Below are 22,502 nucleotides of genomic sequence, written 5' to 3' on the forward strand. Positions count from 1 at the left end.
TTTTTTAACTCTCTTTTTTAACTCTCTTTTTTAACTCTCTTTTTTAACTCTCTTTTTTAACTCTCTTTTTTAACTCTCTTTTTTAACTCTCTTTTTTAACTCTCTTTTTTAACTCTCTTTTTTAACTCCCCCCTTTTTTTAATCTTGTAAGCTGAAGGGCCTAAACTCAGTGTGGCTGTCTTTGGAAAGCTCTATCAATAGCGCGTTGAGTTCGCTTGGTAAAGGTAAACCGCTTTGGAGAGCGTTTAAGTTTTCCCCATTGCACCTAAAGGCCAGGCATTGCTTGAAGTGGTTGTTTAACAAATCTTTTAACTTGTCAAGATGGTAATTATTTTTAATTTGCCTATAGTCATGCGCAAAAATGACGCAATACTGCTCGTTGTCTATGGCTTTTTCTAAAAACGATTTTAACTTTTCCACCCCTATTTTGTCGTGCAACTCTTTGGCTTCGTTGAGATTGTCTATCACAAGCACGCTGTTAGGGCTCATGGCGGTGTCTAAAACGCTCCCTAGAGGGCTTTGCATGGGCGTGATGTGGTGTTTTTTCAACCCATCAAGTTCTCTCACAAGGCGTTTTTCGGCGTTATAAAAGAGCAACTCTTTGTTGGCGGTCTTGAAATTTTGAGTGAAAAGCTTCATTAAAGCGATGCGAGCGTTTAAATCTTGGCTCACCACCAACAAATGCGATTCGTTACTTTCAAACTCCACTATCAGGTCCTTTTGCTCATAATCCACTTTTTTGCCCAGATGCAAACGCATTTCATTAGCCTTAAGGATATTGGGCATTTTTAAAAGTGTCTCGCCATTATAGATTTTACGATCTATGGAGATGAGATTTCTTTGGTTAAATTCAGCGTGTATTTTTGTGAGAAAAGATTTGAAATCATCAGGGGCTTTAGGGATACTCATCTTAGTGTGGTATTTTTGATGCCCCCATTGTTGTTGAAAATGCCTTCTGGCCTGACAAGCTCACAAGCCGCATCATCGTCCAAAATTTTAGTGCTGTCGTCTGCATCCATAGGCAAAGCGATGCGGTTAGCGATTTGAGCCTTAAAGCTTGAATCAATTTCACCGCCGTGCATGGTCTGAGTGGCTAAAACTAGATGCACTCCATAGCTGCGGCCCTTTTTAAGCAGAGTGTTTAAAGATCGTTCCACGCTCTCTTTCCCTTTAGTGGAGTTGTCGCTAAAAAGCACCTGAAATTCATCAACCACTACAATCAATCTGGGCATTTTTTCATGCTTTCGGTAATCGCTTAAATCTTTCACATTAAACTGCTTGAACAGCTCGGCTCTTTTTTGTATTTCATCACAAAGCCAGCTTAAAAAACTAACACCAAAACCCACCGAACTCGCCACGCTCACCAATCTCGCATGTTCTAAAATCGGATCTGTGTATGCGTTAAATTCCACTCCCTCTTTATAATCTAATAAAAAAAGTTGGACTTCATTGGGCGCGTAGTAGAAGGCTAAATTTTGGATCAACACATGCAAGAAATTGGATTTCCCGCTCCCGCTGTGGTCGCAAATGAGCGTGTGGTTTTGTGCGTTACCGATTTCAAAACACACTTCCTTATGGTTAATATCCCACCCCACCGGCACGCTTACTTCATACTGAGAGCTTTTAGTCCAAAATTTTTCGTCTTTTTGTAAGGCTTTCAACTCCCTTTTAACTGCTTTCTTTTTCTCGTAATACGCTTTGATTTTATCAGCGAAGTCTTGCATGTGTTGGGATTTAATACCTTGATCGTTGATCACTTCCACATTAAGGTATTTAAAGCGTTCAAAACTTGTCGTATCTTTAAAAAACTCCGCATGTTTTTTCAAGTCTTCTGCGGATTGATTGTTTTTTTCGCTCTCCAAATTGACAAAGCTCAAAACCCCATTTTTAGAGTCAAAACGCATGATCTTTTCCAAATAATAAAGTGCGTCTTTACTCAAAGCATCCACCCCGCTTAAAAAAAGCGCTTTTAAAGGCAAGCGGTCTTTGGCTTCTTCATTATAATGCGCAAAATCTCTAAAACCGGCCAATTTTTCTTGCAAATTAACCTTTAAATATTCATACAAATGCTTTAGGGCTTCTTCTATTTCCTTGCTTTCAGCTAAAATCCTTTGCTGGTAAATAAAATCATTGTCTTTATTTAAAAGCCTTCTGGCCAGATTGAAAATGCCCCCCAAGCTCAGTGCATCAATCAAAATCACTTCCAGTTGCACTAAAGGCGTGCTGGAGAGTAAGCGCATGAGCATTTCTCTCAAAAACTGCCCGTCTTTTTCATGCTCTATATACAAACTTTTAGGAGGGAAAGGATAAACTTTAGGCAAGCAAAAATCCATATTAGCGCCATTCTTGCCTTTAATTTCCAATAAACCACAGCTTAAAAATTGTGGGTAAGTGCCTATTTCATTGAATTGTGGCGCGTCTGTGAATTGCGCTTGAATTTGCCTGATACTCTTTTGATAGTCCTCTATTTTTAAAGTGGATGGCCTAAGAAAACTCTCTGGCTCTTTTTTAGCGATAACTTTATCTAAGGCGTCGTCCAGTTCTTTTAATAAATTACCCGCATCAATCATCTTTATCCTTAAGATATTCATCATAGCGCCTCTTAGCTTCTCTTTCATGCTCTTTGGCTTCACGCATAAGCTTATCAATTTCGCTTGGTGGATGGAAATTCATATCAATTCGCCCCTCCAAAGACTTGGCTTCTTCAATTTGCTCGTTGATTTTTCTTCTTTGGTATTGAGTTTCCTGCTCTAAATTTTCTAAATCATGCGCGATTTTTAGCATGTCCTCTAGCGCCTCACTTTTAAGTTTCTGCCCTAAATCATCTTGCATGGCATTTTTTTCAAAATCATCGCAAATCTTTCTTAATTCAAGGGTGCAACCCTCCAAATAAACTTCATGAGAAAGCATTTTAACCCCTTGATTCCAGTTTTTTCAAAAACATTTTAAGGTGCAACAGCGCATGTTTTGAGCCATCATCAGTGTCTAAAAACAGCACCACATCGCTAGCCATATTCAAAAGATAATACCCCCCATACCCGTCATTAGCGAAGATAATTTCTTCAGGCTCTAACCATTCTTTTAAGCTCTGCATAAAATCAGCAAATAAGCCCTTGCCCTCTAAATTGAAGTTCAAAACATGTTTGAATGCGTAAGACTTGTTTCCCACCATAAAAGAACGCCATTGGCTAAAACCATAGTTTGATCGCCTGATAAAGTCCTTAAACGCATCGATCAACCCCATTTTTAATTGATCTTCTAACCCATTCAACGCCTTGTCATTGAGCGGCTCTACAAATTCCCAATTCAATTCTGTTTCTGTAGAAATTCTGTCCATAGTGAATATCCTTTCGTGTGCTTCACGCATAATAATAACTCTTCTCTCACCAACGCCACATTCCCTAAAACGTTCGCGTCAAAATGCCACAAATACCCCTTAGGAATGAAATCTTTTGCGATCTGTTCCAACTCTGTCGCATCAAAGCCCAAACCGTTGTCTTTAAGCGTAGCTTCTAAAGCCTTTAGGGCATGATGAGCGCATGCGGTTTTGTCTAAATCCTCTAAAGGCACAATAACGCTAAAAACGCTATCAAATTCCGCTAAACGCAACTCATTAAAGCGGACTTCTTCCGGATAGGGGTTTTGCTCATCTACAATAAAGTTCTCTTTTTCTTTTTCTAAAAACTCGCCATAACCCAACGCTTGGCGCTTATAGTTTTCATACTGCTCTAAGATGGGCGCTATTTTTTGGCTCAAATTTTCTGTAGCGCGCTCCAACTCTGTTTCTAAATTATCAAAAGCTTCATTGATAGCGTTTGAATCGTTAGGGGCTTCTTTGATTTTTTCTGCAAAATCTTGTAAAACTTTCTTGCAGTTTTTAACGCAATGATTTTTGGCTAGAGTCAAGCTTTCGTTATAAGAAGGCACGCCTAAAACGCTTGGCATCAAATCCTCTAGATTTTTTTCCAACTCTCGATCTTTAGACGCTTTAGCGCGATCTGGCTTAGAAGAAGCGTTGATTCTGTCTTTCAAATCAGCGTATAAAGAAAAGCTAAAATCTTCCCTCAAATCTTTCAATCGTTCATTAAAAACGCTTTTTTTAGGGGTATAAGAGATAGTAGGCCGTTCAAAATCGTATTCCATTAAAACGCCTGGGGTTGGAAAGTTGTATTCGTTATCTATCGCATCGCTCGCTTGTTTCAAACGCCTGATAAATTCCTGGTGCTTATCAGTATAAAAATGCAACCTCTTTTTAACGCTCTCCCAAGCTTGATTCACAAGATCCACGCTCGCTTTGGCTTGAGTGGCGTAGATTTCAAGCATTCGTTCTAATAACCTTACATTGTGTTCCCATTTTTCTATATTGTCTTCCATAAGGTTTAAGCCCTTTTCACAAGCTTCAGCGCCTAATTTAACAGGAGGGATAACCGACCCTACCGCATTACCAAAATCTCTCCCAAGCTCCCCAAGAAATCCCCAAAAACCACTTCGCTCCTTTATGGCTTTTTTTAATTCTCCTATGGCTTTTTCCAATTGCATTTCAATTTTTCTGCACTCTACTATGATTTTTAGCGCGTAACTATCAAGGTCTTTGATAAATGGACTGCATTTTTCTTCTTGCAGGGTTCTTTTAAATTCCCTGCATCTTCCAACAACCTCTTTGACTTCTTCTGTGTCCGTTTTCCATTCAGCCATAAACCACCCCTTAATAATCTTGCTCTAAAACCCTAATCCTCTCTTTAAGCCATGCGATTTGCTCTTGTGCGGCCTCATCAAATTCATTGAAAGTGCCTTTCAAGTTATCCACCACCTCGCTAAATCTCTCTCTTTTAGCGTCTTGCCATGATTCTAAATTATGGAAATGGTTGCTCAAGTCATTCACTTCATCATTCAATAACTCTTTAAAGCGTTCTAAATGTTCCGCAAACCCTCTGACCTCTTCGGTATCCATTTGCACTTTGCTCATCGGTTGTCCTTTCTTTTAAAAATTTTCTTCATCAAAATCAGGCTTTTTATCGCCGCTGATTCTAATGCTTCCACCCCCATAGCTAGGGGGTATTGTGGGGCGAACCTCTAGCGTTTCGCCTCTTTCTCTTTTGTATTTTTCTTGCTGGCTTTGGTGGTATGTTTTCATGCTGTCTATCACGATTGTTTTATGGTTGCTCCCTAAATCAGCGTTGGTGAGCAATTTTTGAATGCCATTACCCAAGCTGTTAGAATGCTTGTCTTCTATTTTAAGAGACAAATTCCAATCCTTAAACCCCTCTAAAGCCTCCACTAGCGCTACCACAAGCTTCCTGTCCCAAATGGAATTTTTTAAATCCTTACACAAGGAAAAAACCTCGCTTGAAAACGGGTAATCATACAAAAACAAAAGGTCTAAGTTTTCTAAAAATTCCAAATTGCAACGCTCTTTAAAACTTTTCAAAAAGCCCTCTTTTAAAGGCGCAAAGCTTTCAGTGATAGGGATTAGCCCCTTATCTTTGGTGTGTTTAAATGCCATAATTTTTTCTTCAATCACGACAAACGCGTAAGCGTTCTTAGTCATCATAATTTTTCTGCCTCGCTTTCATAGATTAATTGGCCGTCTTTAAACAGCCCCACTTTAATGCTTTGGGAATCCACGCAGCACACTTTCACATCCACTTCTTCATGTTCTTCTAGCGCTATGGGAATCATTTGCGTGTCTTGAATGTTTAGAGTGTTGGTGTTGGCTAGGGCTTTGTCGCTGTAGCGTATCTCTAGCTCATCAAAGCCTCCCCATTTCTCTTTAGTTTGGAAAATCTGGTATTCATTAGGCTTTAAAGAATCCCTATGGATTTTAGCGTGGAATTTCCCCTCTATCTCAATGCCTAAATCGTATTTAAACACAGGGTTGGCGCTTATGGAGGGCCTTTCAATCCCGCCTGCTTTGGGTCTGCTTTCTAAAAGCCCAAAAGCCACCCCGGTTTTGCAAGTGGGCTTCAAATAAGCGGGCGTGTTAGAGACATCTTCTCCTGTAAGCTCTAAAATCTGTTTGTCTGAGGCTTCTGTGCCTAGCGGCTCATAAAGAATGAATTTAAAATCATCTTTAGAAGTCTTTTGCTTATAATCTTTGAGCTGCTTTTCTTTGGCGTTTTCAAACGCTTGTTTGACCAACACCGAACGGCTCGCATTCCCGCCTAAGAAAATGTGAAACGCCCGACACTGATCATCAATGTTTTCAGCCATCACTTTAGAAAATCCGGCAAAGAAGTTGGCAACGCCGTCATCTATCTTGTCTTTTAAGAATTTTAAAAGCTCTTTGCAATCCACTTTGAATCCGTCTTCTTCTACTTCATTCCCATTCCTATCAAACAGCTGGACTTTAAATTCCTTTTCAAAGCCTTCTATCTCAAACTCTTCGCCTTCTTCTATCGCTTCTATGATATTAGCGTCTAGATTTTCTAAAAAAGGGCGTAATTGAGAAGCGATCTCTTGCAAATTCAAGCGCGCTTCTCTGGAGTTTTGCATAAACGATCCAAAGCGTTGCGTATCGATCCTGTCATAGTTGGGCTTAGCGATGACGATGTCTTTTGCTTTCAGCTCTTGGAAATTTTTGGCATACGCTTCCCAAGCCAACCATTCCAATAAATTCTCACCGCCTAAATATTTATCCCCTCCACCGCTGAAATGCGTCATTTTGTAAGCGAATTTAGGGTTAGCGTTTTTTCCCATTTGCCAAAGTCAAAATCCGTCGTCCCGCCCCCAAAATCAAACACCCCGTAATAAATGGGCTTGTCTAATTTTGCTGTTTTATCAAACCCATAGCTTTTTAAAGCGCTAATGGCATACGCGCAAGGCTCGCTCGCTTTTAATTCCACTTTGAAAGCTTTAGCCGTTTTTTCATCGTCAAAAACATGCCTGGGTAAGGATTTTTTCAAGCCTCTTTCAAAACTCTCTCTGATTTTTTCAGCCTGATGCTTTTCATACTTGATGGGGTAGGATAAAAAGTATTTCAAAAACACGCCATTTTGCATGTTGTTGATGCAGCGTCCGATGCAGTAAGCATAGATTTCTATGGGGTTAAAACCCGTGCAGTTAGTGAAGCTCTCTAAAGAAAAATCCTCTTCAAAATCCCTAAAATTCTGTTTTTCATCCGCTCCAGCCCATTGCTTCAATTGAGAAAAAAACCGATACAAATCATTCCCTTTAACGCCTGTAGCATTCTTTTGGGCTTCATGCGCCACTTCTATATCGTTCTTTTCTGTGAAAGGGCGGTGATCTAGCGCGTTATAAGCGTTACGAAAGTTTTCTTTATATCTAAACTCCATGATCGTGGGGTTTTCAAACTTGGTTAGGCTTGTGTCATCTACTAGCCCGCCAATAGAGAGTAAGCGGTATGTTCCTGTCTTATCCATATAGCTTGCGGTCGTGCTTTTAGTCCCAAAGTCAATAGCGACAACACCCTGCTTGTTTAAGTCTTTCAAACTTGAACGGGCATAGAAATTCTCTTCTTTGCTGCTAGAGTCTTTGGGTAAATTATCAAACCTAAAGGTTACGCTTTCTTTAGGCGCGCTAGGCACCTCTAAATCCCAATGCCCTCCGTTTAAATCAAGCAATTGGCTTTGGCTATAGCTCTTAAGGCCTACCGCTACACTATCCACCTTGAGCATCAATTTTTTAAATTTTTCAAAATCCACATCCACATCGCTAGTAGAAACGATCTCTAAGGTTTTTTCCACAAGCTCATTAGTGATCTTGTCAGCTTGTGCTAAACCCTCTATGAATTTTTGATTCTCATCAGAAAGATACCTTAAAGAAGTCTCATTATTGACGATCGCATGAAGCACCCGCAGCGCTTGTTCAAACTTAGTTCGATCTTCTTTTGACACTTCTTCTTTGTAACTGACTTTACTTTTTTCATTGAATGCGGCTTTATTGTTTAAAGACAGCTTGCACAGCTTCTCTACTAAGGGGTGGCCAAGAGGCAGTCTTAAACTTTGTAAGGGGTTTACCATGATATTTCCTTTATTGTGGTTTTTGTGGTTGCAATGTGAAGAGTTGCTCTTTCAAGCCATCAACCCTCTCTTTGAGGGCGATATTCTCTTCTTCTAATTTTCGGTTTTGACGTTTTAAATCCTGGTTTGCACTCGCTAAACGCCTGTTATCCAAGTCCAGATCGCTTTTTTCTTGGTGCGATACGATAAGCTCATCTCTTTCTGTGGCTAGCACTTTGATTTTTTCAATCAGTTCTGTTTTTTCTTTAGTTAGGTTTTCTTTTTCTTTAGTTAGATTATCTTTTTCTGTTGATAACCCAGTAATCTTGTTATTTAATTCTGTTTTTTCTGTGGTTAGCCTCTGATTTTTTTCAGTCAGCTCTGTTTTTTCATTTTTTAGCTTGGTGTTTTCGTGAGTCAGCCCGGCTTTTTCATTTTTTAAAGCTTGCTGAGATTGTTCTAACGCTTGCACTTGCTTTTGTGATGCATTAAGCTGATAGGTTAGAAAATCTCTTTCTGCGACTAGCTTTCTATTTTTTGTAAATAACCTTTCTCTGTCTCTTAACAATTCGGCGTTTTTATTTTCTAACTCACGCAATGACATTACCAACCTCCTTTTTGAGGGCGATGTTCTCTTCTTCTAATTTTCGGTTTTGGCGTTTTAAATCCTGGTTTGTGCTCGCTAAACGCTTGTTATCCAAGTCCAGATCGCTTTTGTCTATAGCCTCTAAACTCTTTAAGCACGCGATTTCTCGCTCCAGCTCGGTTTTTTCTTTGGCTGTTTTTTCTTTAGCTTGTGCTAATTGAGCGTTAGAGTTTTCTAAAGCTTGCCGTAATTGGTTGTTAGCGTCTTTTAACTCGCTAGTTTCTGCAGCTAAGTATTCTCTTTCTCTTAACAACTCGGTGTTTTCGTCTTCTAACTCACCGATACGCGCTTCTAATTCTTCTCTGATTGGAGAGAAGCCAAACCATTTTTCTATCAATGTTCCCATTTTATGATCCCATATCCACGATAGTGTGACATGCTATTTTTTTGTCGTATGTGTAGCCTCTTAAGACCACTCTTTGCTTCTTTTGAGAAGCGTTTTGCTCTGAGTATAGCGTTTTGCATGAATGGTCATAAGCACTTGGCTCTTTCAAACGCTCAAATTTACTATCCTTAATGTACTCAAAAAGCAAATCAAACAATTCAGCTAATTTTTCGCCCTTATCGCTCCTCTTATCGCTTAATTCTTGGCTCGCTTTGTTATAAAGGCTTTCTACATAGTATTTGCTATCGCTAAGAACAGATGCGATCAAATCCATTGCGCTGTGAGTTGTTGCTACAAAATTAAAATTCAAGCGATCTTTGACTTCCAAAAAGACTTCATAGAGTTTTTCTAATTTTTGGTATGGAGCGTGTCTTTGCTCTAGTTCGTTTAGTTTTTGGCTCGTTTTTTCGGCTTGGCTTTTTGCTGTTGATAGCTCTGTGGTTAGGTTTTCTTTTTCTGTGGTTAGATTTTTATTTTCTCTTTCTAGCCTTTCTTTTTCTGTGTCTAATCCAGTAATCTTGTTATTTAATTCTGTTTTTTCTGTGGTTAGCCTCTGATTTTTTTCAGTCAGCTCGGTGGTTTCAGTCGGCTTGGTGTATTTCTCTTGGAAATTGGTGGATTTTTGAGCGTCTTTTGAGTTTTCTTGGGTGTCGTTAGAAGATTTTCCAAGCGAAAAGAAAGAGCCTATAAGATGAGAGATTTTTCTAAGGGGTTCAAAGTCTTCTAATTTGTCTTCTAATTTTTTAACGCGATCTTTAAGATCTCTAATAGATTTTAAAAGCTCTTCATTATTGGAGGGGGGGAGTGGAAGCAGTTGGGTTTAAAGTAATCGTATTTTCTATTTTCTCATTATTCGTATTTTCTACAATATGAGCACCACTCGTAAGAATATCTCCTCTTATATCATATCAATGTTAATAAAATTGTTATTGTAATTTGGGAAAACTTAAAATGAGCTTTATTATCCCCCCCTTTCGCCCCCTCTAACAAACCCCTAGAATGTAGAATCCCAGTGGTTTAAGTTAGAAGAATAAGGGTCAAAAAAGCCCTTAGGCATGTATTGCGCTTCTTTTTTGGTAGAAGCGTCTTTTGAAGAATGGTCTTTAGGGAGACAAGCGAAACGCTGAGTATCAAAGCTAGAACAACCGCTCAATAACAACGCACCGAGTGTGCCAATCATAATACCATTTTTAATTGTTTTCATTTTATATCCTTTGTTTTGTAAAATTTGTTATAAATCCGTTTAATTTAAAATCGTTTAATTGAATAAGCTAAACTTTAAATTACACGATGCGAATTTTATAATTCATTTTTAAACGAAAAGTAAATGAAGCTAAAAACAATACAAATTATCACTCAAATTCTTATCATTGTGTAAAAATGCGTGATAAACTCAAAAAGGTTGGAATGAGAATTAATTACCTCTAGAACAAAATTTAAAATTAAAAAACATTACCAACCCATAAGACTTAAAGCCACCCGCTTAAAACATGCTACAATCAAGCCAAATTCTTAAATAAAAGGTAAGCTCATGCAAAAAATCATTGACGATTCACTAGAATTAGCTAAAAAACTGCAAGATAGTATCAGTAACCATTTGAGCGAACAAGAAAAAGCGTTCCACTCTAAAATGCAAAAGCTTTTAAACAACCCTGAAAACAAAGTCATGCTCATAGAGCTTATGGATCGGAGTTTTAGATGCCTGGACAATAAAGCCCGCTTTGAAATGATTGAGCATGTTTTAGACAAATACAAAAGCCGTGAGATTTTTTCTCCGTTTGAAAAATTGCTTTTAATGGGGTTTTTAAGCTTTGGGAAAATGCTCCCTGATATGAGCGTGCCTTTCTTTGTCAATAAAATCAGAAGCGACACGAAAGCGATGGTCTTGGATCAAGAAGAGAGCCAATTAAAAGAGCGGATTTTAAAAAGAAAAAATGAAAAAATCATTTTGAACGTGAATTTTATTGGCGAAGAGGTTTTAGGCGAAGAAGAAGCTAATGCGCGTTTTGAAAAATACTCTCAAGCCCTAAAATCCAACTACATCCAATACATTTCCATTAAAATCACGACGATTTTTTCTCAAATCAATATCCTTGATTTTGAATACTCTAAAAAAGAGATTGTCAAACGCCTAGACGCTCTCTATTCTTTAGCCTTAGAAGAAGAAAAAAAGCAAGGCATGCCTAAATTCATCAACTTAGATATGGAAGAATTTAGGGATTTAGAGCTCACGGTGGAGTCTTTTATGGAGTCTATCGCTAAATTTGATTTGAACGCCGGTATTGTGTTGCAAGCTTATATCCCTGATTCTTATGAATATTTGAAAAAACTGCACGCTTTTTCTAAAGAAAGGGTTTTAAAAGGGTTAAAGCCCATTAAAATCCGCTTTGTTAAGGGAGCGAACATGGAGAGCGAAGAGACGATCGCTTCCGTGAAAGACTGGGCGTTACCCACATTTTCCAATAAGCAAGACACCGATTCTAATTACAATAAAATGCTGGATTTTGTTTTAGAGGGCGATAATTATAAATACATTCATGTTGGTGCAGCGAGCCATAATATTTTTGAAATCGCTTATGTCTATACGCGCATCCATGCCCTTAATGACCCTATTGTGTTGGAGCATTTTAGCTTTGAAATGCTAGAGGGCATGAGCTTGCAAGCGAGCCAGGAATTAAAAGAAATGCACAAGCTCATTCTTTATGCGCCGGTGTGCGATGAAGCGCATTTCAACAATGCGATCGCTTACTTGGTGAGAAGGTTAGATGAAAACACCTCAAGCGATAATTTCATGAAAGCTTTCTTCAACCTCAAAGTAGGCACGAGCGAATGGAAAGACCAAGAGCAACGCTTTTTAAACAGCCTTAAAGGAATCGCCACTTTAGACAATGCCACCCACAGGACCCAAGACAGAAACGCCAAGCAAAGCGGGCATACCACCTACCCAAACCACTCCTTTAAAAACGAAAGCGATACCGATTTTATTTTAAAAGCCAACCGAGAGTGGGCTAAAAAAGTGCGCGATAAAATGCATAACGCTCCTATTTTAGAGCTTTACCCAGAAATAGATGGGAGGTTTGAAGATCCTAATTTAACCCCTTTGGAAGTCTTTGATAAAATCCATCATAAAAAAATCGCCAGCGTGCATTTAGCGGATAAAGAAGCGATTTTAAAAGCTCTAGAAGTGGCTAAAAGCGATAAGAGTCATTTCAGTCAAAAAAGCTTTACAGAAATCCATGCCTTAATGAGTCAAACCGCCCAGCTTTTTAGAGAAAGGAGAGGCGATTTAGTAGGGATTTCGGCTTTAGAAGTGGGTAAGACTTTCGCTGAAACGGACGCTGAAGTGAGCGAAGCCATTGACTTTTTAGAGTTTTACCCTTATAGCTTAAGGGTGTTACAAGAGCAAAATGAAAAAACGAAATTCACCCCTAAAGGCGTGGGCGTGGTCATCGCTCCATGGAATTTCCCTGTGGGCATTTCTGTAGGCACTATCGCTGCCCCCCTAGCTGCGGGCAATCGGGTGATTTACAAGCCCTCAAGTTTGTCTAGCGTAACGGGTTATAAGCTTTGTGAGTGCTTTTGGGATGCGGGCGTGCCTAGAGATGCGCTCATTTACTTGCCCTCTAAAGGGAGCGATATTAGCGAACACCTTTTAAAAGATGAAAGCATCCAGTTTGCCATTTTAACGGGGGGCGAAGACACCGCTTATAAAATGCTAAAAGCTAACCCCACTTTAGCCTTGAGTGCTGAAACAGGCGGTAAAAACGCCACCATTGTGAGTAAAATGGCAGACAGGGATCAAGCGATTAAGAATGTTATCCATTCAGCTTTTAGCAATTCGGGGCAAAAATGCTCTGCCACTTCGCTTTTAGTGTTAGAAAAAGAAGTCTATGAAGATGAGAATTTCAAAAAGACTTTGATAGATGCGACTCTAAGCCTTAGCGTGGGCGATCCTTTTGATTTCAAAAACAAAATCGGCGCTCTAGCGGACAAGCCTAATGAAAAAGTCATTAAAGCCATAGATGAATTGAAAAGCTATGAAAATTACGAAATCCCAGCAAGCTTTGTGAATGATAACCCCTATTTGATGAAGCCAAGCATCAAATACGGCACCAAAAAGGGCGATTTCACGCACCAAACCGAGCTTTTTACGCCCATTTTATCCGTGATAAAAGCGCAAGATTTAGACGAAGCGATAGACATAGTCAATTCTACCGGCTATGGGCTTACGAGCGCGTTAGAGTCTTTAGACGAAAGGGAGTGGGAATATTATTTAGAACGCATTGAAGCCGGTAATATTTATATCAATAAACCCACCACAGGGGCTATTGTTTTAAGACAGCCTTTTGGGGGGATCAAAAAATCCGCCGTGGGGTTTGGGAGGAAGGTAGGCATTTTTAACTATATCACGCAATTTGTGAATATTGACCAAGAAGAAGAGGATGATCACGCTTTAACCAACCCTTTAAGCGAAGCGTTAGAAAGACTAACTCAAAAAGGCTATGATGAGCATACGCATGAGTTGAAGCGCACGATTTTTATGGCAAAGAGCTACGCTTACCATTACAAGCATGAATTCAGCCAGACTAAAGACTATGTCAAAATCAGAGGCGAAGACAACCTTTTTTCCTACACTAAAGTTAAAAGCGTGGGTTATCGCATCACCGAAAAGGACACCTTAAGCGATATGTTAGGCGTTACTTTGGCATGTTTAACCTCTCAAATCCCTTTAACAATCAGTGCAGAAAACGAGCGAGCGAACAAGGATTTAACCTTTTTCTTAGAATGCTTAAAAGCACTCCAAGCAAACGCCCCTATCGTTTATGAAAGCTTGCAAAAATTTAGCGAGAAATTGCATGCTTTCAATCGTATCCGTTATTTAAAAAGCGATTTGGATTTATTGCACGAACAAGCGAGCGCTCTAGGGATGGTTTTAGCCACGACTAAACCCTGCTTGAACGGGCGTTTTGAATTGCTGTATTACCACTTAGAGCGATCGGTTAGCATCTCTTATCATCGTTACGGGAATTTAGGATCAAGGGTTTTAAAACAACCCGCTTGCCACAAGTCATGCTGTGCTGAAAAATAAAGATTGCAAAAAAGGAGATCAAAAATGGGACATGTTGTTTTAAGCACCCCTATTGTTACGATGTTTGTCGTTTATTCGCTGTTAATGCTCTACATTGGTTTTTATTTTTACAAACAAAATGAAACAACCGAAGACTATTTCTTAGGCGATCGCTCCATGGGCCCTGTGATTAGCGCTTTGAGCGCTGGTGCGAGTGATATGAGCGGGTGGCTTTTAATGGGGTTACCTGGCGCTTTGTATGTGGGAGGGCTTATCAACTCACACATCGCCATAGGATTGAGTTTGGGGGCGCTCATTAACTGGGTTTTTGTGGCCAAACGCTTGCGCATTTATACGAGCGTGATCGCTAATTCCATCACCATTTCAGATTATTTTGAAACGCGCTTTAGCGATGACAAACACATTTTACGCCTGATTTCAGCCTTTGTGATTTTAATCTTTTTTATTTTCTATATTTCTTCAGGGCTTGTGAGCGGAGCCAAACTCTTTGAAGCGACCTTTGGGATCCAATACACCTACGCTTTGAGCATCGGCACGCTGATTATTGTTTCTTACACCTTTTTAGGAGGGTATAAGGCGGTGTGCTGGACGGATTTGATTCAAGGGCTTTTGATGATGAGCGCTTTAATCGTGGTGCCGGTTGTGATGATAATCCATCTTGGGGGGGTTGGAGAGGGCATTAAAATCATTAGAGAAATCAAGCCTGAAAACCTTTCTTTTTTGCAAGGCTCTAGCATAGTCGCTATTATTTCAAGCCTTGCTTGGGGGTTAGGCTATTTTGGACAACCCCATATTTTGGTGCGCTTCATGTCTATCCGCTCCATTAAAGATGTGCCTAAAGCGACCACTATTGGTATTTCTTGGATGGTCATTTCTTTGCTTGGGGCATGCGCTATGGGGCTTTTGGGCGTTGCGTATGTGCATAAATTTAATTTGAGCTTGCAAGATCCTGAAAAGATTTTCATTGTGATGAGTCAATTGCTCTTTAACCCTTGGATCACAGGCATTTTATTGAGCGCGATTTTAGCGGCGGTGATGAGCACGGCTAGTTCGCAACTGCTTGTAAGCTCTTCTACCATTGCTGAAGATTTCTATGCGACGATTTTTAATAAAAACGCCCCTCAAAAATTGGTGATGATCATTTCTAGGCTTTCGGTTTTAGGGGTGGCTTGCATCGCTTTTTTCATTTCAACGGATAAAAACGCTAGCATTCTTAGCATTGTGAGTTACGCATGGGCTGGCTTTGGCGCGAGCTTTGGATCGGTGATTTTGTTTTCGCTTTTTTGGTCAAGAATGACACGAATCGGAGCGATTGCTGGCATGCTCTCTGGGGCTAGCACGGTGATTTTATACGACAAGTTTGGTAAAAGCTTTTTGGATATTTATGAAATCGTTCCGGGCTTTATTGCAGCGAGCATAGCTATTGTGGTGTTTAGTTTGTTTTCTAGCGTGCGAGCAGGCACTAAAGAAGCTTTTGAAACCATGCTTAAAGAAATTGAAAGCTTGAAGCATTGAGATGAATGGATCTTATGTAGTCTTTTAACGCCCCTATGCTTTTGGATAAAACTTTAACTTATATTTCTTTATTTTCTGGGGCGGGAGTGGGGTGTTATGGGCTTTTAGAAGAAGGTTTTGAATGTATTGCTACCAATGAAATTTTAGAAAAACGCTTGAATATCCAAAGGATCAACCACAAATGCAAATTGAATGAAAGCTACATTAGTGGGGATATTAAAGAGCGAGAAACAAAAGAAAACATTTTAAAACAAATAGAACTTTATTCTAAAAAATTTGGTAATGATAGGGTTGATTTAATCATAGCAACCCCACCTTGTCAAGGCATGAGTGTCGCCAATCACAAAAAGAAAAACGATGAAATCAAACGAAATTCTTTGATTATTGAGAGCGTTGAGCTTATCAAACAAATCAAGCCCAGATTTTTTATTTTAGAAAATGTCTCTAGTTTTTATAAAACAGGCTGTATAGACAAAAATGACAATTTGCTAGAAATAGGAGCTATGATAGAGCAAAATTTGAGTGGCGATTATACGATCTATGATGAGATAATCAATTTTAAAAATTTTGGGGCTAATTCAAGCCGAACAAGAACTTTAGTGATAGGAGTTTGTAAAGAGTTTAAAGATTTTGTAAGCGCATTAGAATTTTTTCCTGATTTCAAACAAGAAAAAACCTTGAAAGAAGTGATAGGGTCGTTAAAACCACTCACTTGGGGCGAGTATGATAGCACAGATTTTTATCATAGTTTTAGAACTTATCCAAAACATATGCAAGAATGGATTAAGGATTTAAAAGAAGGACAAAGCGCGTTTGAGAATACAGAATTAAATAAAAAGCCTCATAGAGTTGTTGGCAATAAGATTGTCTTGAATGCTTCTAAAAATGGCGATAAATATAAAAGACAAAAATATCATAGCGTTGCCCCTTGCATTCATACAAGAAACGACCAAATGGCTAGTCAAAACACGATCCACCCCAAAGATGATAGAGTGTTTTCCATTAGAGAGCTGATGCTTTTAATGAATATCCCTAGCCGTTTTAAGTGGTTAGATTTAGAATTGCAAGAATTGAACGCCCTTAACCAACAAGAAAAAGAAAAAATCTCCAAACAAAACGAAATGAATATAAGACAAAGTATCGGCGAAGCTGTTCCAACGATTATTTTTAAGCAAATTGCTATAAAAATAAAAAACTTCATGTCTCAAACCCACTTAGAACATAAAGAAATCATTAAGCTTATTGAAACACACCATTTATTAGAGCCAAAAAATTTGAAACGATTTATTTTAGAAAATAAAAGCAAGATTGCAAGAGCGAGTTTAGTGAGTTTGGCAGAAATGTCTAATTCTAAACGCATAGAAAAAAGCGCGTATTTTACAAACCCTTTTATTATTAATGAAATAGCAAAGTTGTTGCCAAGCTTTAAACAAGAGAGCGTTACTATCATAGAACCAAGTGTAGGGTGTGGGAATTTTTTAAGCGCTCTTTTTAAAAAATACACTTCTGTTAAAAAAGTTTATTTAAAGTGTATAGATATTGATGAAAATAGTTTAGAAATTTTAGAGATTTTATATAAAGATTGCATTCCTAACAATTTTGAAGTGGAATTGATTTGCAAAGACTTTCTAGCCTATGAATGCGACAAGGTGGATTTGATTGTGGGCAATCCGCCTTTTGGCAAAACGCTTGAAAAATTTAAAGATTATAGTTTGGGACTCACTCATTTAGCAGGAATATTTTTAGAAAAGTCTTTAAAATTAGCCAATTTTATAGCAATGGTTATGCCTAAAAACCTTTTAAATACTAAAGAATATACAGAAACTAGGGCTAAGCTTGAGAAAAAGGGAGTAGGAGCGATTTTAGACTTTGGCGAGCTTGGTTTTAAGGGCGTTTTAGTAGAAACAATTGCTATTGTTGCACAAAAATCAAAAGAAGTTTTAGCGCGTTCATTACCCCTAAATCTAAGCATCAAACAAAAACCAAGCTATATTTTTGACAAACAATTGCCCTATTGGGTTATCTATCGCAACGCTTTTTTTGATAGAGTGTTTCATTCCATGCAGTTTGGTATTTTTGAAGTGTTTAGAGACAGACAAATCACTAATTCTGTGTTAGTTAAAAATGGTATTCGTGTGATCAAGTCTCGCAATATTGATGAAAACGGAAAGATTATTAGTATTGAAAATTACGATAGCTACATTCAGAAAGAGGTTTTAAGCCCATTCAAAATAGCCTTATTTTTAGATAGAGATGATGTCTATCTAACGCCTAATATGACCTATAAACCAAGGATTTTAAAAAAAGAAAAGGGCTATGTGGTTAATGGTTCTGTGGCTATTTTAATCCCTAAAAATCCTATATTTTTAAGCAAGAAACAATGCGATTATATTTCTAGCGTTGAATTTAGAGATTTTTATAAAATCGCTAGGAATTATCAAACACGCACCTTAAATATTGACAGCATGAGTTGCTTTTGGTTTGGAATTTTAAGGAGTAGCTTATGAAAGAGCAATCAATTATTGATTTTTTAAAACTTAGGGATTATGACATTAGAAAAACACAAGATGCGCGATGGATAGATCAAAAATGCACCCATGATGTGTTGTCTATTGTCGCTGATTGTATTTTAGAATTGATTCAAGATGACATTGAAAAATCATTTTCTATTAAAGATGTTTGGGATAACCCTTACACCAATGAAAATGTTAAAATGATTTTTTCTAAGCCCGATTTAAATTCTGACTTTTCCATGCATGAATATGATAAATTTTTTTCTCAGCCCATTAAATTATTAGCCTATAGCGGTATTTTATCAGAAAGAAAAATTAGCAATAGGAATATTTATACCATACAAAACATAGAGTTATTAGAATATCTCATGCAAAGAGAAACAAACGCTTTAAAATTCCTTATTCTATACATTCAAAAGGTATTGATAGATAGTGAGATTGATCCTATATTTGACAATTTTTTACACAAACAAGACACAGAAAGTTTTAAACAACTAAAAGATGGTTTTACTCGTTTTACCATAGATAACACAGCAATTAACAACACTACAGAATGTTTTAGGATTTTTACTAAAATTATCAATCCTTTAGCTTTTTATTATGGTAAAAAAGGCACAAGAAAAGGGTTTTTATCCAACACTATAATCACAAAAGATGAGCTTAATTATAATCGTATCAATTGGCGAGATATAGGAAAAGATAAAAATATCACCAGACAAGAATACGATCTTATAAACTCTAAAAGAAATGCTAATTCTAACTACCTTGTTTTAAAAGCCAAGAAAGTGGTGAAACAATATAATGATAGATTCAATCATTCTCTTTCTGAAGTCAGAGGAGAAAATGAAATAACGCAAGCCACACAAATACACCATATTTTCCCTATTCAAGACTTTCCCCTTATTGCTGACTATATAGAAAATCTTATCGCACTCACACCCAATCAACATTTTATTTACGCCCACCCTAACAATCAAACCCGCCTGATTGATAGAGATTTTCAATACATCTGTTTATTAGCTAAAACAACCACAATTTCTAATGATATTCAAGGCGTATATGATTGGGACAATTATATTTTTGTGTTGAATACAGGACTCAATACAACTATCTTTTCTCAAGTCAATAATAAATGGGAATTATTGCAAGCAATAGATACTTTTTATTTTGATTTTAACAAGAGCAAAGATCCAAGTTGGCAATATTTGCAATCCAAAAACGATTTAAGAGCTTTCAACCCAAATAATCAATTTCAATAAATTTTATTTAAACTGATTAGAAAAATCTGATTGAATTACCTTGGTCTTTCTTAAAACACGCCTTATTAACAACATCCTAAACCCTTTAAACAAAAACTAATGGACGCTATTTTATAATCCTTTTAAAAAATGAAAGGTTATTTTATTGTTCTCTGTGCTTGTTTCTCGCTTCTTAAACGCTATTGATCCCTTTAATTTAGGGGTGTTGTTGAGCCGTTTCCAAATCAAAAATGGTTGTATTTATGGGGTGTGTTCTTATAAGGCTTCAAAATTTATCGTTGGTTATGAAGAAAGTAAGCCAGAAGTTTTAGAAGCTCTCAATACTTTAAGCGTGCATCAAATTTGGCAATCTAATCACGAGAGCGTTACAAACATTAAAGGAACTTTTATTTTTGTTTTAGAAAACGACTTAAATTTAGATGAAAACTCTTTTTACAAGAAACTTTTAAACTCGCTCATAAACAACGACTTTTTTAGCCGCTCTCATTCAATAACCCCCAATCAAAAACTCTTTTTGAGCGGGTTTTTTGAAAGCAGGGGCAGTATTGATACGCAACGAAATTTTTTAACTTTAGATTACTTCTTTGATAGCCCTTTAGAGTTTAAAAAATTCAATTATTTGATCGATTTTTTCCATATCCCTAGCGAAGCGCTGAATTTTAATTTCAGGGAATTACAACCTGAATACGCGCAAGGCATTCACCAACGAAACGCTCAATTCAGAATTTATTTGGATTGGTATTTATACCATATCGGTTTGTTTAACCCCTATAAAAAGAAAATCGCTGATCGTATTTTTAACACGCCTCTTGTTTATGATAATGGGTATTACAAGTTAAATTACCCACCAAGAACGGAGTATCGTGGTAATGGTTTTAGAGAACGCGCTCATTTTTATTTTAAAAATATCTATCAACAAGATTTGGACGACAAAAGCATTGAAAAATTAAGGGAGCAGTTAGGGTTTATTCAAAAAAGCGAGGAATTTAGGCGAGATAGCCAAATCATCAATTTTTATCGCATTTCAACGCCTAATGTTTGCAGTGCATGTTATGATAAATATCATATTAAAGAAAGAAGTTTTATTTCTTTACCTTTATATCAAATCACTCAAAAATCTGATTCCTACTACACTGAAATACACCATGTGATTTCTTTAGGCAAAGATAAAGAATTAGATGTTTTAGAAAATCTCGCTAAACTCTGCCCTACTTGTCATAGGGCTTTAAAAAAGGGGGCTAGTGCAGAAGGGTTTCAAAAACGCTTGATTAGAAACATTCTCAATCGCAATAAAGACAACTTAGAGTTTGTGCAATTGCGTTTTGAAACCGATGATCTTCCAACGCTTATTAATCGTATTCATGAAAGCTTGAAATGAGTTATAAAATTTTAGATTTATTTTGTGGGGCCGGGGGTTTTAGCGCTGGGTTAGAGTGTTTAGAAGAGTTTGACGCTTTAATAGGGCTAGATTGCGATAAACAAGCCTTAATTACTTTTGAAAACAACCATAAAAACGCTATAGGTGTTTGTGGGGACATCACTCAAGTTGAAATTAAAGAAAAAGTCATCAAACTAGCTAAAAAATTAGAAATCAACATGATCATTGGCGGGCCTCCATGTCAAGGCTTTTCTAATAAAGGGAAAAATTTAGGGCTAAAAGACCCTAGGAATTTTTTATTCTTAGAATATATAGAAGTAGTCAAAGCCATAAAGCCAGAAATTTTTATCATTGAAAACGTGAAAAACATAATCTCTTGCGCTAAAGGCTATTTTTTAGAAGAAATCAAAGAAAGGTTGAACGCTTTAGGGTATCAATTGAGCTATCAAATCCTAAACGCTAAAGATTATGGTGTGCCTCAAAACAGAGAGAGGGCTTTTATTGTAGGGGCTAGTCGTTTTAGTTTTGATTTCAATCTTTTAGAGCCTTCTCAAAGCGTGAATGTTCAAGAGGCCATAAGCGATTTAGCCTATCTTTGTTCTAATGAGGGGGCGTTTGAGAGCGATTATTTAAACCCTGTCCAATCAAACTATCAGGCTTTAATGCGAAAAGATAGCCCTAAATTATACAACCATCAAGCCACCAACCACTCGCAAGCCGCTTTAGAGAAATTAAAGCTCATCAATAAAGAGCAAGGCAAAGAATGCTTGCCTAAAAACTTGCATGGCAAACAGCAATTCAAAAGCACATGGGGGCGCTTAAATTGGAATAAAATCAGCCCCACCATAGACACACGCTTTGACACTCCCAGTAATGGCACCAACTCCCACCCCGAATTGCACCGCTCTATCACGCCCAGAGAAGCCGCCAGGATACAAAGTTTTAGCGATAATTATATCTTTTATGGCAATAAAACGAGCGTTTGCAAGCAAATCGGTAACGCTGTGCCTCCTCTTCTAGCCCTAGCTTTAGGCAAAGCGATCTTAAAAAACTTAAGAAAATGATACAAATCCACCACGCTGACGCTTTTGAAATCATCAAGGATTTTTACCAGCAAAATTTAAAAGTGGATGCGATCATCACAGACCCTCCTTACAACATTTCGGTTAAAAACAATTTTTCCACCCTAAAGAGCGCTAAAAGGCAAGGCATAGATTTTGGGGAATGGGATAAAAATTTCAGGCTTTTAGAATGGATCAAGCGCTACGCCCCCTTAATCAATCCAAACGGCTGCATGGTGATTTTTTGCTCTTACAGGTTTATAAGCTATATCGCTGATTTTTTAGAAGAAAACGGCTTTGTAGTCAAAGACTTTATCCAATGGGTTAAAACTAATCCCATGCCAAGAAATATCCACCGGCGCTATGTCCAGGACACGGAATTTGCTCTGTGGGCGGTCAAAAAGAAAGCCAAATGGGTGTTTAACAAACCCAAAAATGAAAAATACTTACGACCTTTGATTTTAAAAAGCCCTGTGGTGAGCGGGATTGAAAGAGTCAAACACCCCACGCAAAAAAGCCTAGCCTTAATGGAAAAAATCATTTCCATCCACACAAACCCTAATGACATCGTGCTAGATCCTTTCATGGGGAGCGGCACCACCGGCTTAGCGTGCAAAAATTTAGAACGAAATTTTATCGGTATAGAATCAGAAAAAGAATATTTTCAAACCGCCCAAAAGCGTTTGAATTTGTTTTAA

At 37.8% G+C, this 22,502-nt stretch carries 16 protein-coding genes and 2 pseudogenes; 7 read left to right on the forward strand and 11 right to left on the reverse strand.

Annotation, left to right across the window (positions count from 1 at the left end; translation table 11 throughout):
• Positions 1–138: 138 nt before the first annotated feature.
• The 11 genes and pseudogenes from QU01_RS06660 to QU01_RS06710 all read right to left on the reverse strand — a co-directional run bounded on the left by QU01_RS06660 (position 139) and on the right by QU01_RS06710 (position 10,193).
• A pseudogene (locus QU01_RS06660) lies at positions 139–2,570 on the reverse strand (FtsK/SpoIIIE domain-containing protein).
• The gene (locus tag QU01_RS06665) at positions 2,563–2,910 is read right to left on the reverse strand and encodes a hypothetical protein (RefSeq protein WP_033762772.1); all 348 of its coding nucleotides are present in this window, start codon (positions 2,908–2,910) and stop codon (positions 2,563–2,565) included. Before QU01_RS06665 ends, QU01_RS06660 begins: the two are co-directional and overlap by 8 nt.
• A gap of 1 nt (position 2,911) precedes the next feature.
• Positions 2,912–3,337 (reverse strand): SMI1/KNR4 family protein, encoded by a 426-nt coding sequence (locus QU01_RS06670; protein ID WP_033762771.1) that lies wholly within the window; start codon positions 3,335–3,337, stop codon positions 2,912–2,914.
• Positions 3,307–4,695 (reverse strand): HNH endonuclease signature motif containing protein, encoded by a 1,389-nt coding sequence (locus tag QU01_RS06675; RefSeq protein ID WP_033762770.1) that lies wholly within the window; start codon positions 4,693–4,695, stop codon positions 3,307–3,309. The genes QU01_RS06670 and QU01_RS06675 overlap by 31 nt, the downstream gene beginning before the upstream one ends.
• Before the next feature lie 10 nt (positions 4,696–4,705).
• Positions 4,706–4,966 (reverse strand): WXG100 family type VII secretion target, encoded by a 261-nt coding sequence (locus QU01_RS06680; protein ID WP_033762768.1) that lies wholly within the window; start codon positions 4,964–4,966, stop codon positions 4,706–4,708.
• A 15-nt stretch (positions 4,967–4,981) separates the two neighbouring features.
• On the reverse strand, positions 4,982–5,551 hold the full coding sequence (locus QU01_RS06685; protein ID WP_033762767.1) for a hypothetical protein: 570 nt from the start codon (positions 5,549–5,551) through the stop codon (positions 4,982–4,984).
• Positions 5,548–7,979: pseudogene (locus QU01_RS06690) on the reverse strand (hypothetical protein). Before QU01_RS06690 ends, QU01_RS06685 begins: the two are co-directional and overlap by 4 nt.
• 10 nt (positions 7,980–7,989) lie before the next feature.
• On the reverse strand, positions 7,990–8,562 hold the full coding sequence (locus QU01_RS06695) for a hypothetical protein (RefSeq protein ID WP_033762766.1): 573 nt from the start codon (positions 8,560–8,562) through the stop codon (positions 7,990–7,992).
• Positions 8,549–8,950 (reverse strand): transcriptional regulator, encoded by a 402-nt coding sequence (locus QU01_RS06700; RefSeq protein WP_080248387.1) that lies wholly within the window; start codon positions 8,948–8,950, stop codon positions 8,549–8,551. Before QU01_RS06700 ends, QU01_RS06695 begins: the two co-directional genes overlap by 14 nt.
• Before the next feature lies 1 nt (position 8,951).
• A complete protein-coding gene (locus QU01_RS08100; protein ID WP_154213347.1) occupies positions 8,952–9,677 on the reverse strand; it encodes a M protein in 726 nt (241 codons plus the stop codon).
• A 306-nt stretch (positions 9,678–9,983) separates the two neighbouring features.
• Positions 9,984–10,193, reverse strand: a complete 210-nt coding sequence (locus tag QU01_RS06710; RefSeq protein ID WP_000849017.1) for a hypothetical protein — start codon at positions 10,191–10,193, stop codon at positions 9,984–9,986.
• A gap of 327 nt (positions 10,194–10,520) precedes the next feature.
• Between QU01_RS06710 and QU01_RS06715 the strand changes: the two genes are divergently transcribed.
• From QU01_RS06715 to QU01_RS06745, 7 genes are all read left to right on the forward strand, one after another.
• Positions 10,521–14,078, forward strand: a complete 3,558-nt coding sequence (locus QU01_RS06715; protein WP_033762763.1) for a bifunctional proline dehydrogenase/L-glutamate gamma-semialdehyde dehydrogenase — start codon at positions 10,521–10,523, stop codon at positions 14,076–14,078.
• Between the two features lie 24 nt (positions 14,079–14,102).
• Complete coding sequence (gene putP / locus QU01_RS06720; RefSeq protein WP_033762762.1) at positions 14,103–15,593, forward strand: sodium/proline symporter PutP; 1,491 nt, start codon at positions 14,103–14,105, stop codon at positions 15,591–15,593.
• A 35-nt stretch (positions 15,594–15,628) separates the two neighbouring features.
• Entirely contained in the window at positions 15,629–18,100 is a 2,472-nt protein-coding gene (locus QU01_RS06725; protein ID WP_033762761.1) for an adenine/cytosine DNA methyltransferase, read from the forward strand.
• Positions 18,097–19,365 (forward strand): hypothetical protein, encoded by a 1,269-nt coding sequence (locus QU01_RS06730; RefSeq protein ID WP_033763559.1) that lies wholly within the window; start codon positions 18,097–18,099, stop codon positions 19,363–19,365. The genes QU01_RS06725 and QU01_RS06730 overlap by 4 nt, the downstream gene beginning before the upstream one ends.
• 154 nt (positions 19,366–19,519) lie before the next feature.
• The gene (locus QU01_RS06735; RefSeq protein WP_033763269.1) at positions 19,520–20,743 is read left to right on the forward strand and encodes an HNH endonuclease signature motif containing protein; all 1,224 of its coding nucleotides are present in this window, start codon (positions 19,520–19,522) and stop codon (positions 20,741–20,743) included.
• A complete protein-coding gene (locus QU01_RS06740; RefSeq protein ID WP_033763251.1) occupies positions 20,740–21,807 on the forward strand; it encodes a DNA cytosine methyltransferase in 1,068 nt (355 codons plus the stop codon). Before QU01_RS06735 ends, QU01_RS06740 begins: the two co-directional genes overlap by 4 nt.
• The gene (locus tag QU01_RS06745) at positions 21,804–22,502 is read left to right on the forward strand and encodes a DNA-methyltransferase (protein ID WP_033763253.1); all 699 of its coding nucleotides are present in this window, start codon (positions 21,804–21,806) and stop codon (positions 22,500–22,502) included. Before QU01_RS06740 ends, QU01_RS06745 begins: the two co-directional genes overlap by 4 nt.

Origin of the sequence: Helicobacter pylori SA221C (genome assembly GCF_000476855.1) — a bacterium.
Lineage (GTDB): Bacteria > Campylobacterota > Campylobacteria > Campylobacterales > Helicobacteraceae > Helicobacter > Helicobacter pylori_DK.

Coding starts and splice junctions, on each gene's coding strand:
- QU01_RS06665 (WP_033762772.1), bottom strand. CDS start 2,910: ATGCTTTCTCATGAAGTTTATTTGGAGGGTTGCACCCTTGAATTAAGA.
- QU01_RS06670 (WP_033762771.1), bottom strand. CDS start 3,337: ATGGACAGAATTTCTACAGAAACAGAATTGAATTGGGAATTTGTAGAG.
- QU01_RS06675 (WP_033762770.1), bottom strand. CDS start 4,695: ATGGCTGAATGGAAAACGGACACAGAAGAAGTCAAAGAGGTTGTTGGA.
- QU01_RS06680 (WP_033762768.1), bottom strand. CDS start 4,966: ATGAGCAAAGTGCAAATGGATACCGAAGAGGTCAGAGGGTTTGCGGAA.
- QU01_RS06685 (WP_033762767.1), bottom strand. CDS start 5,551: ATGATGACTAAGAACGCTTACGCGTTTGTCGTGATTGAAGAAAAAATT.
- QU01_RS06695 (WP_033762766.1), bottom strand. CDS start 8,562: ATGTCATTGCGTGAGTTAGAAAATAAAAACGCCGAATTGTTAAGAGAC.
- QU01_RS06700 (WP_080248387.1), bottom strand. CDS start 8,950: ATGGGAACATTGATAGAAAAATGGTTTGGCTTCTCTCCAATCAGAGAA.
- QU01_RS06710 (WP_000849017.1), bottom strand. CDS start 10,193: ATGAAAACAATTAAAAATGGTATTATGATTGGCACACTCGGTGCGTTG.
- QU01_RS06715 (WP_033762763.1), top strand. CDS start 10,521: ATGCAAAAAATCATTGACGATTCACTAGAATTAGCTAAAAAACTGCAA.
- putP (WP_033762762.1), top strand. CDS start 14,103: ATGGGACATGTTGTTTTAAGCACCCCTATTGTTACGATGTTTGTCGTT.
- QU01_RS06725 (WP_033762761.1), top strand. CDS start 15,629: ATGCTTTTGGATAAAACTTTAACTTATATTTCTTTATTTTCTGGGGCG.
- QU01_RS06730 (WP_033763559.1), top strand. CDS start 18,097: ATGAAAGAGCAATCAATTATTGATTTTTTAAAACTTAGGGATTATGAC.
- QU01_RS06740 (WP_033763251.1), top strand. CDS start 20,740: ATGAGTTATAAAATTTTAGATTTATTTTGTGGGGCCGGGGGTTTTAGC.
- QU01_RS06745 (WP_033763253.1), top strand. CDS start 21,804: ATGATACAAATCCACCACGCTGACGCTTTTGAAATCATCAAGGATTTT.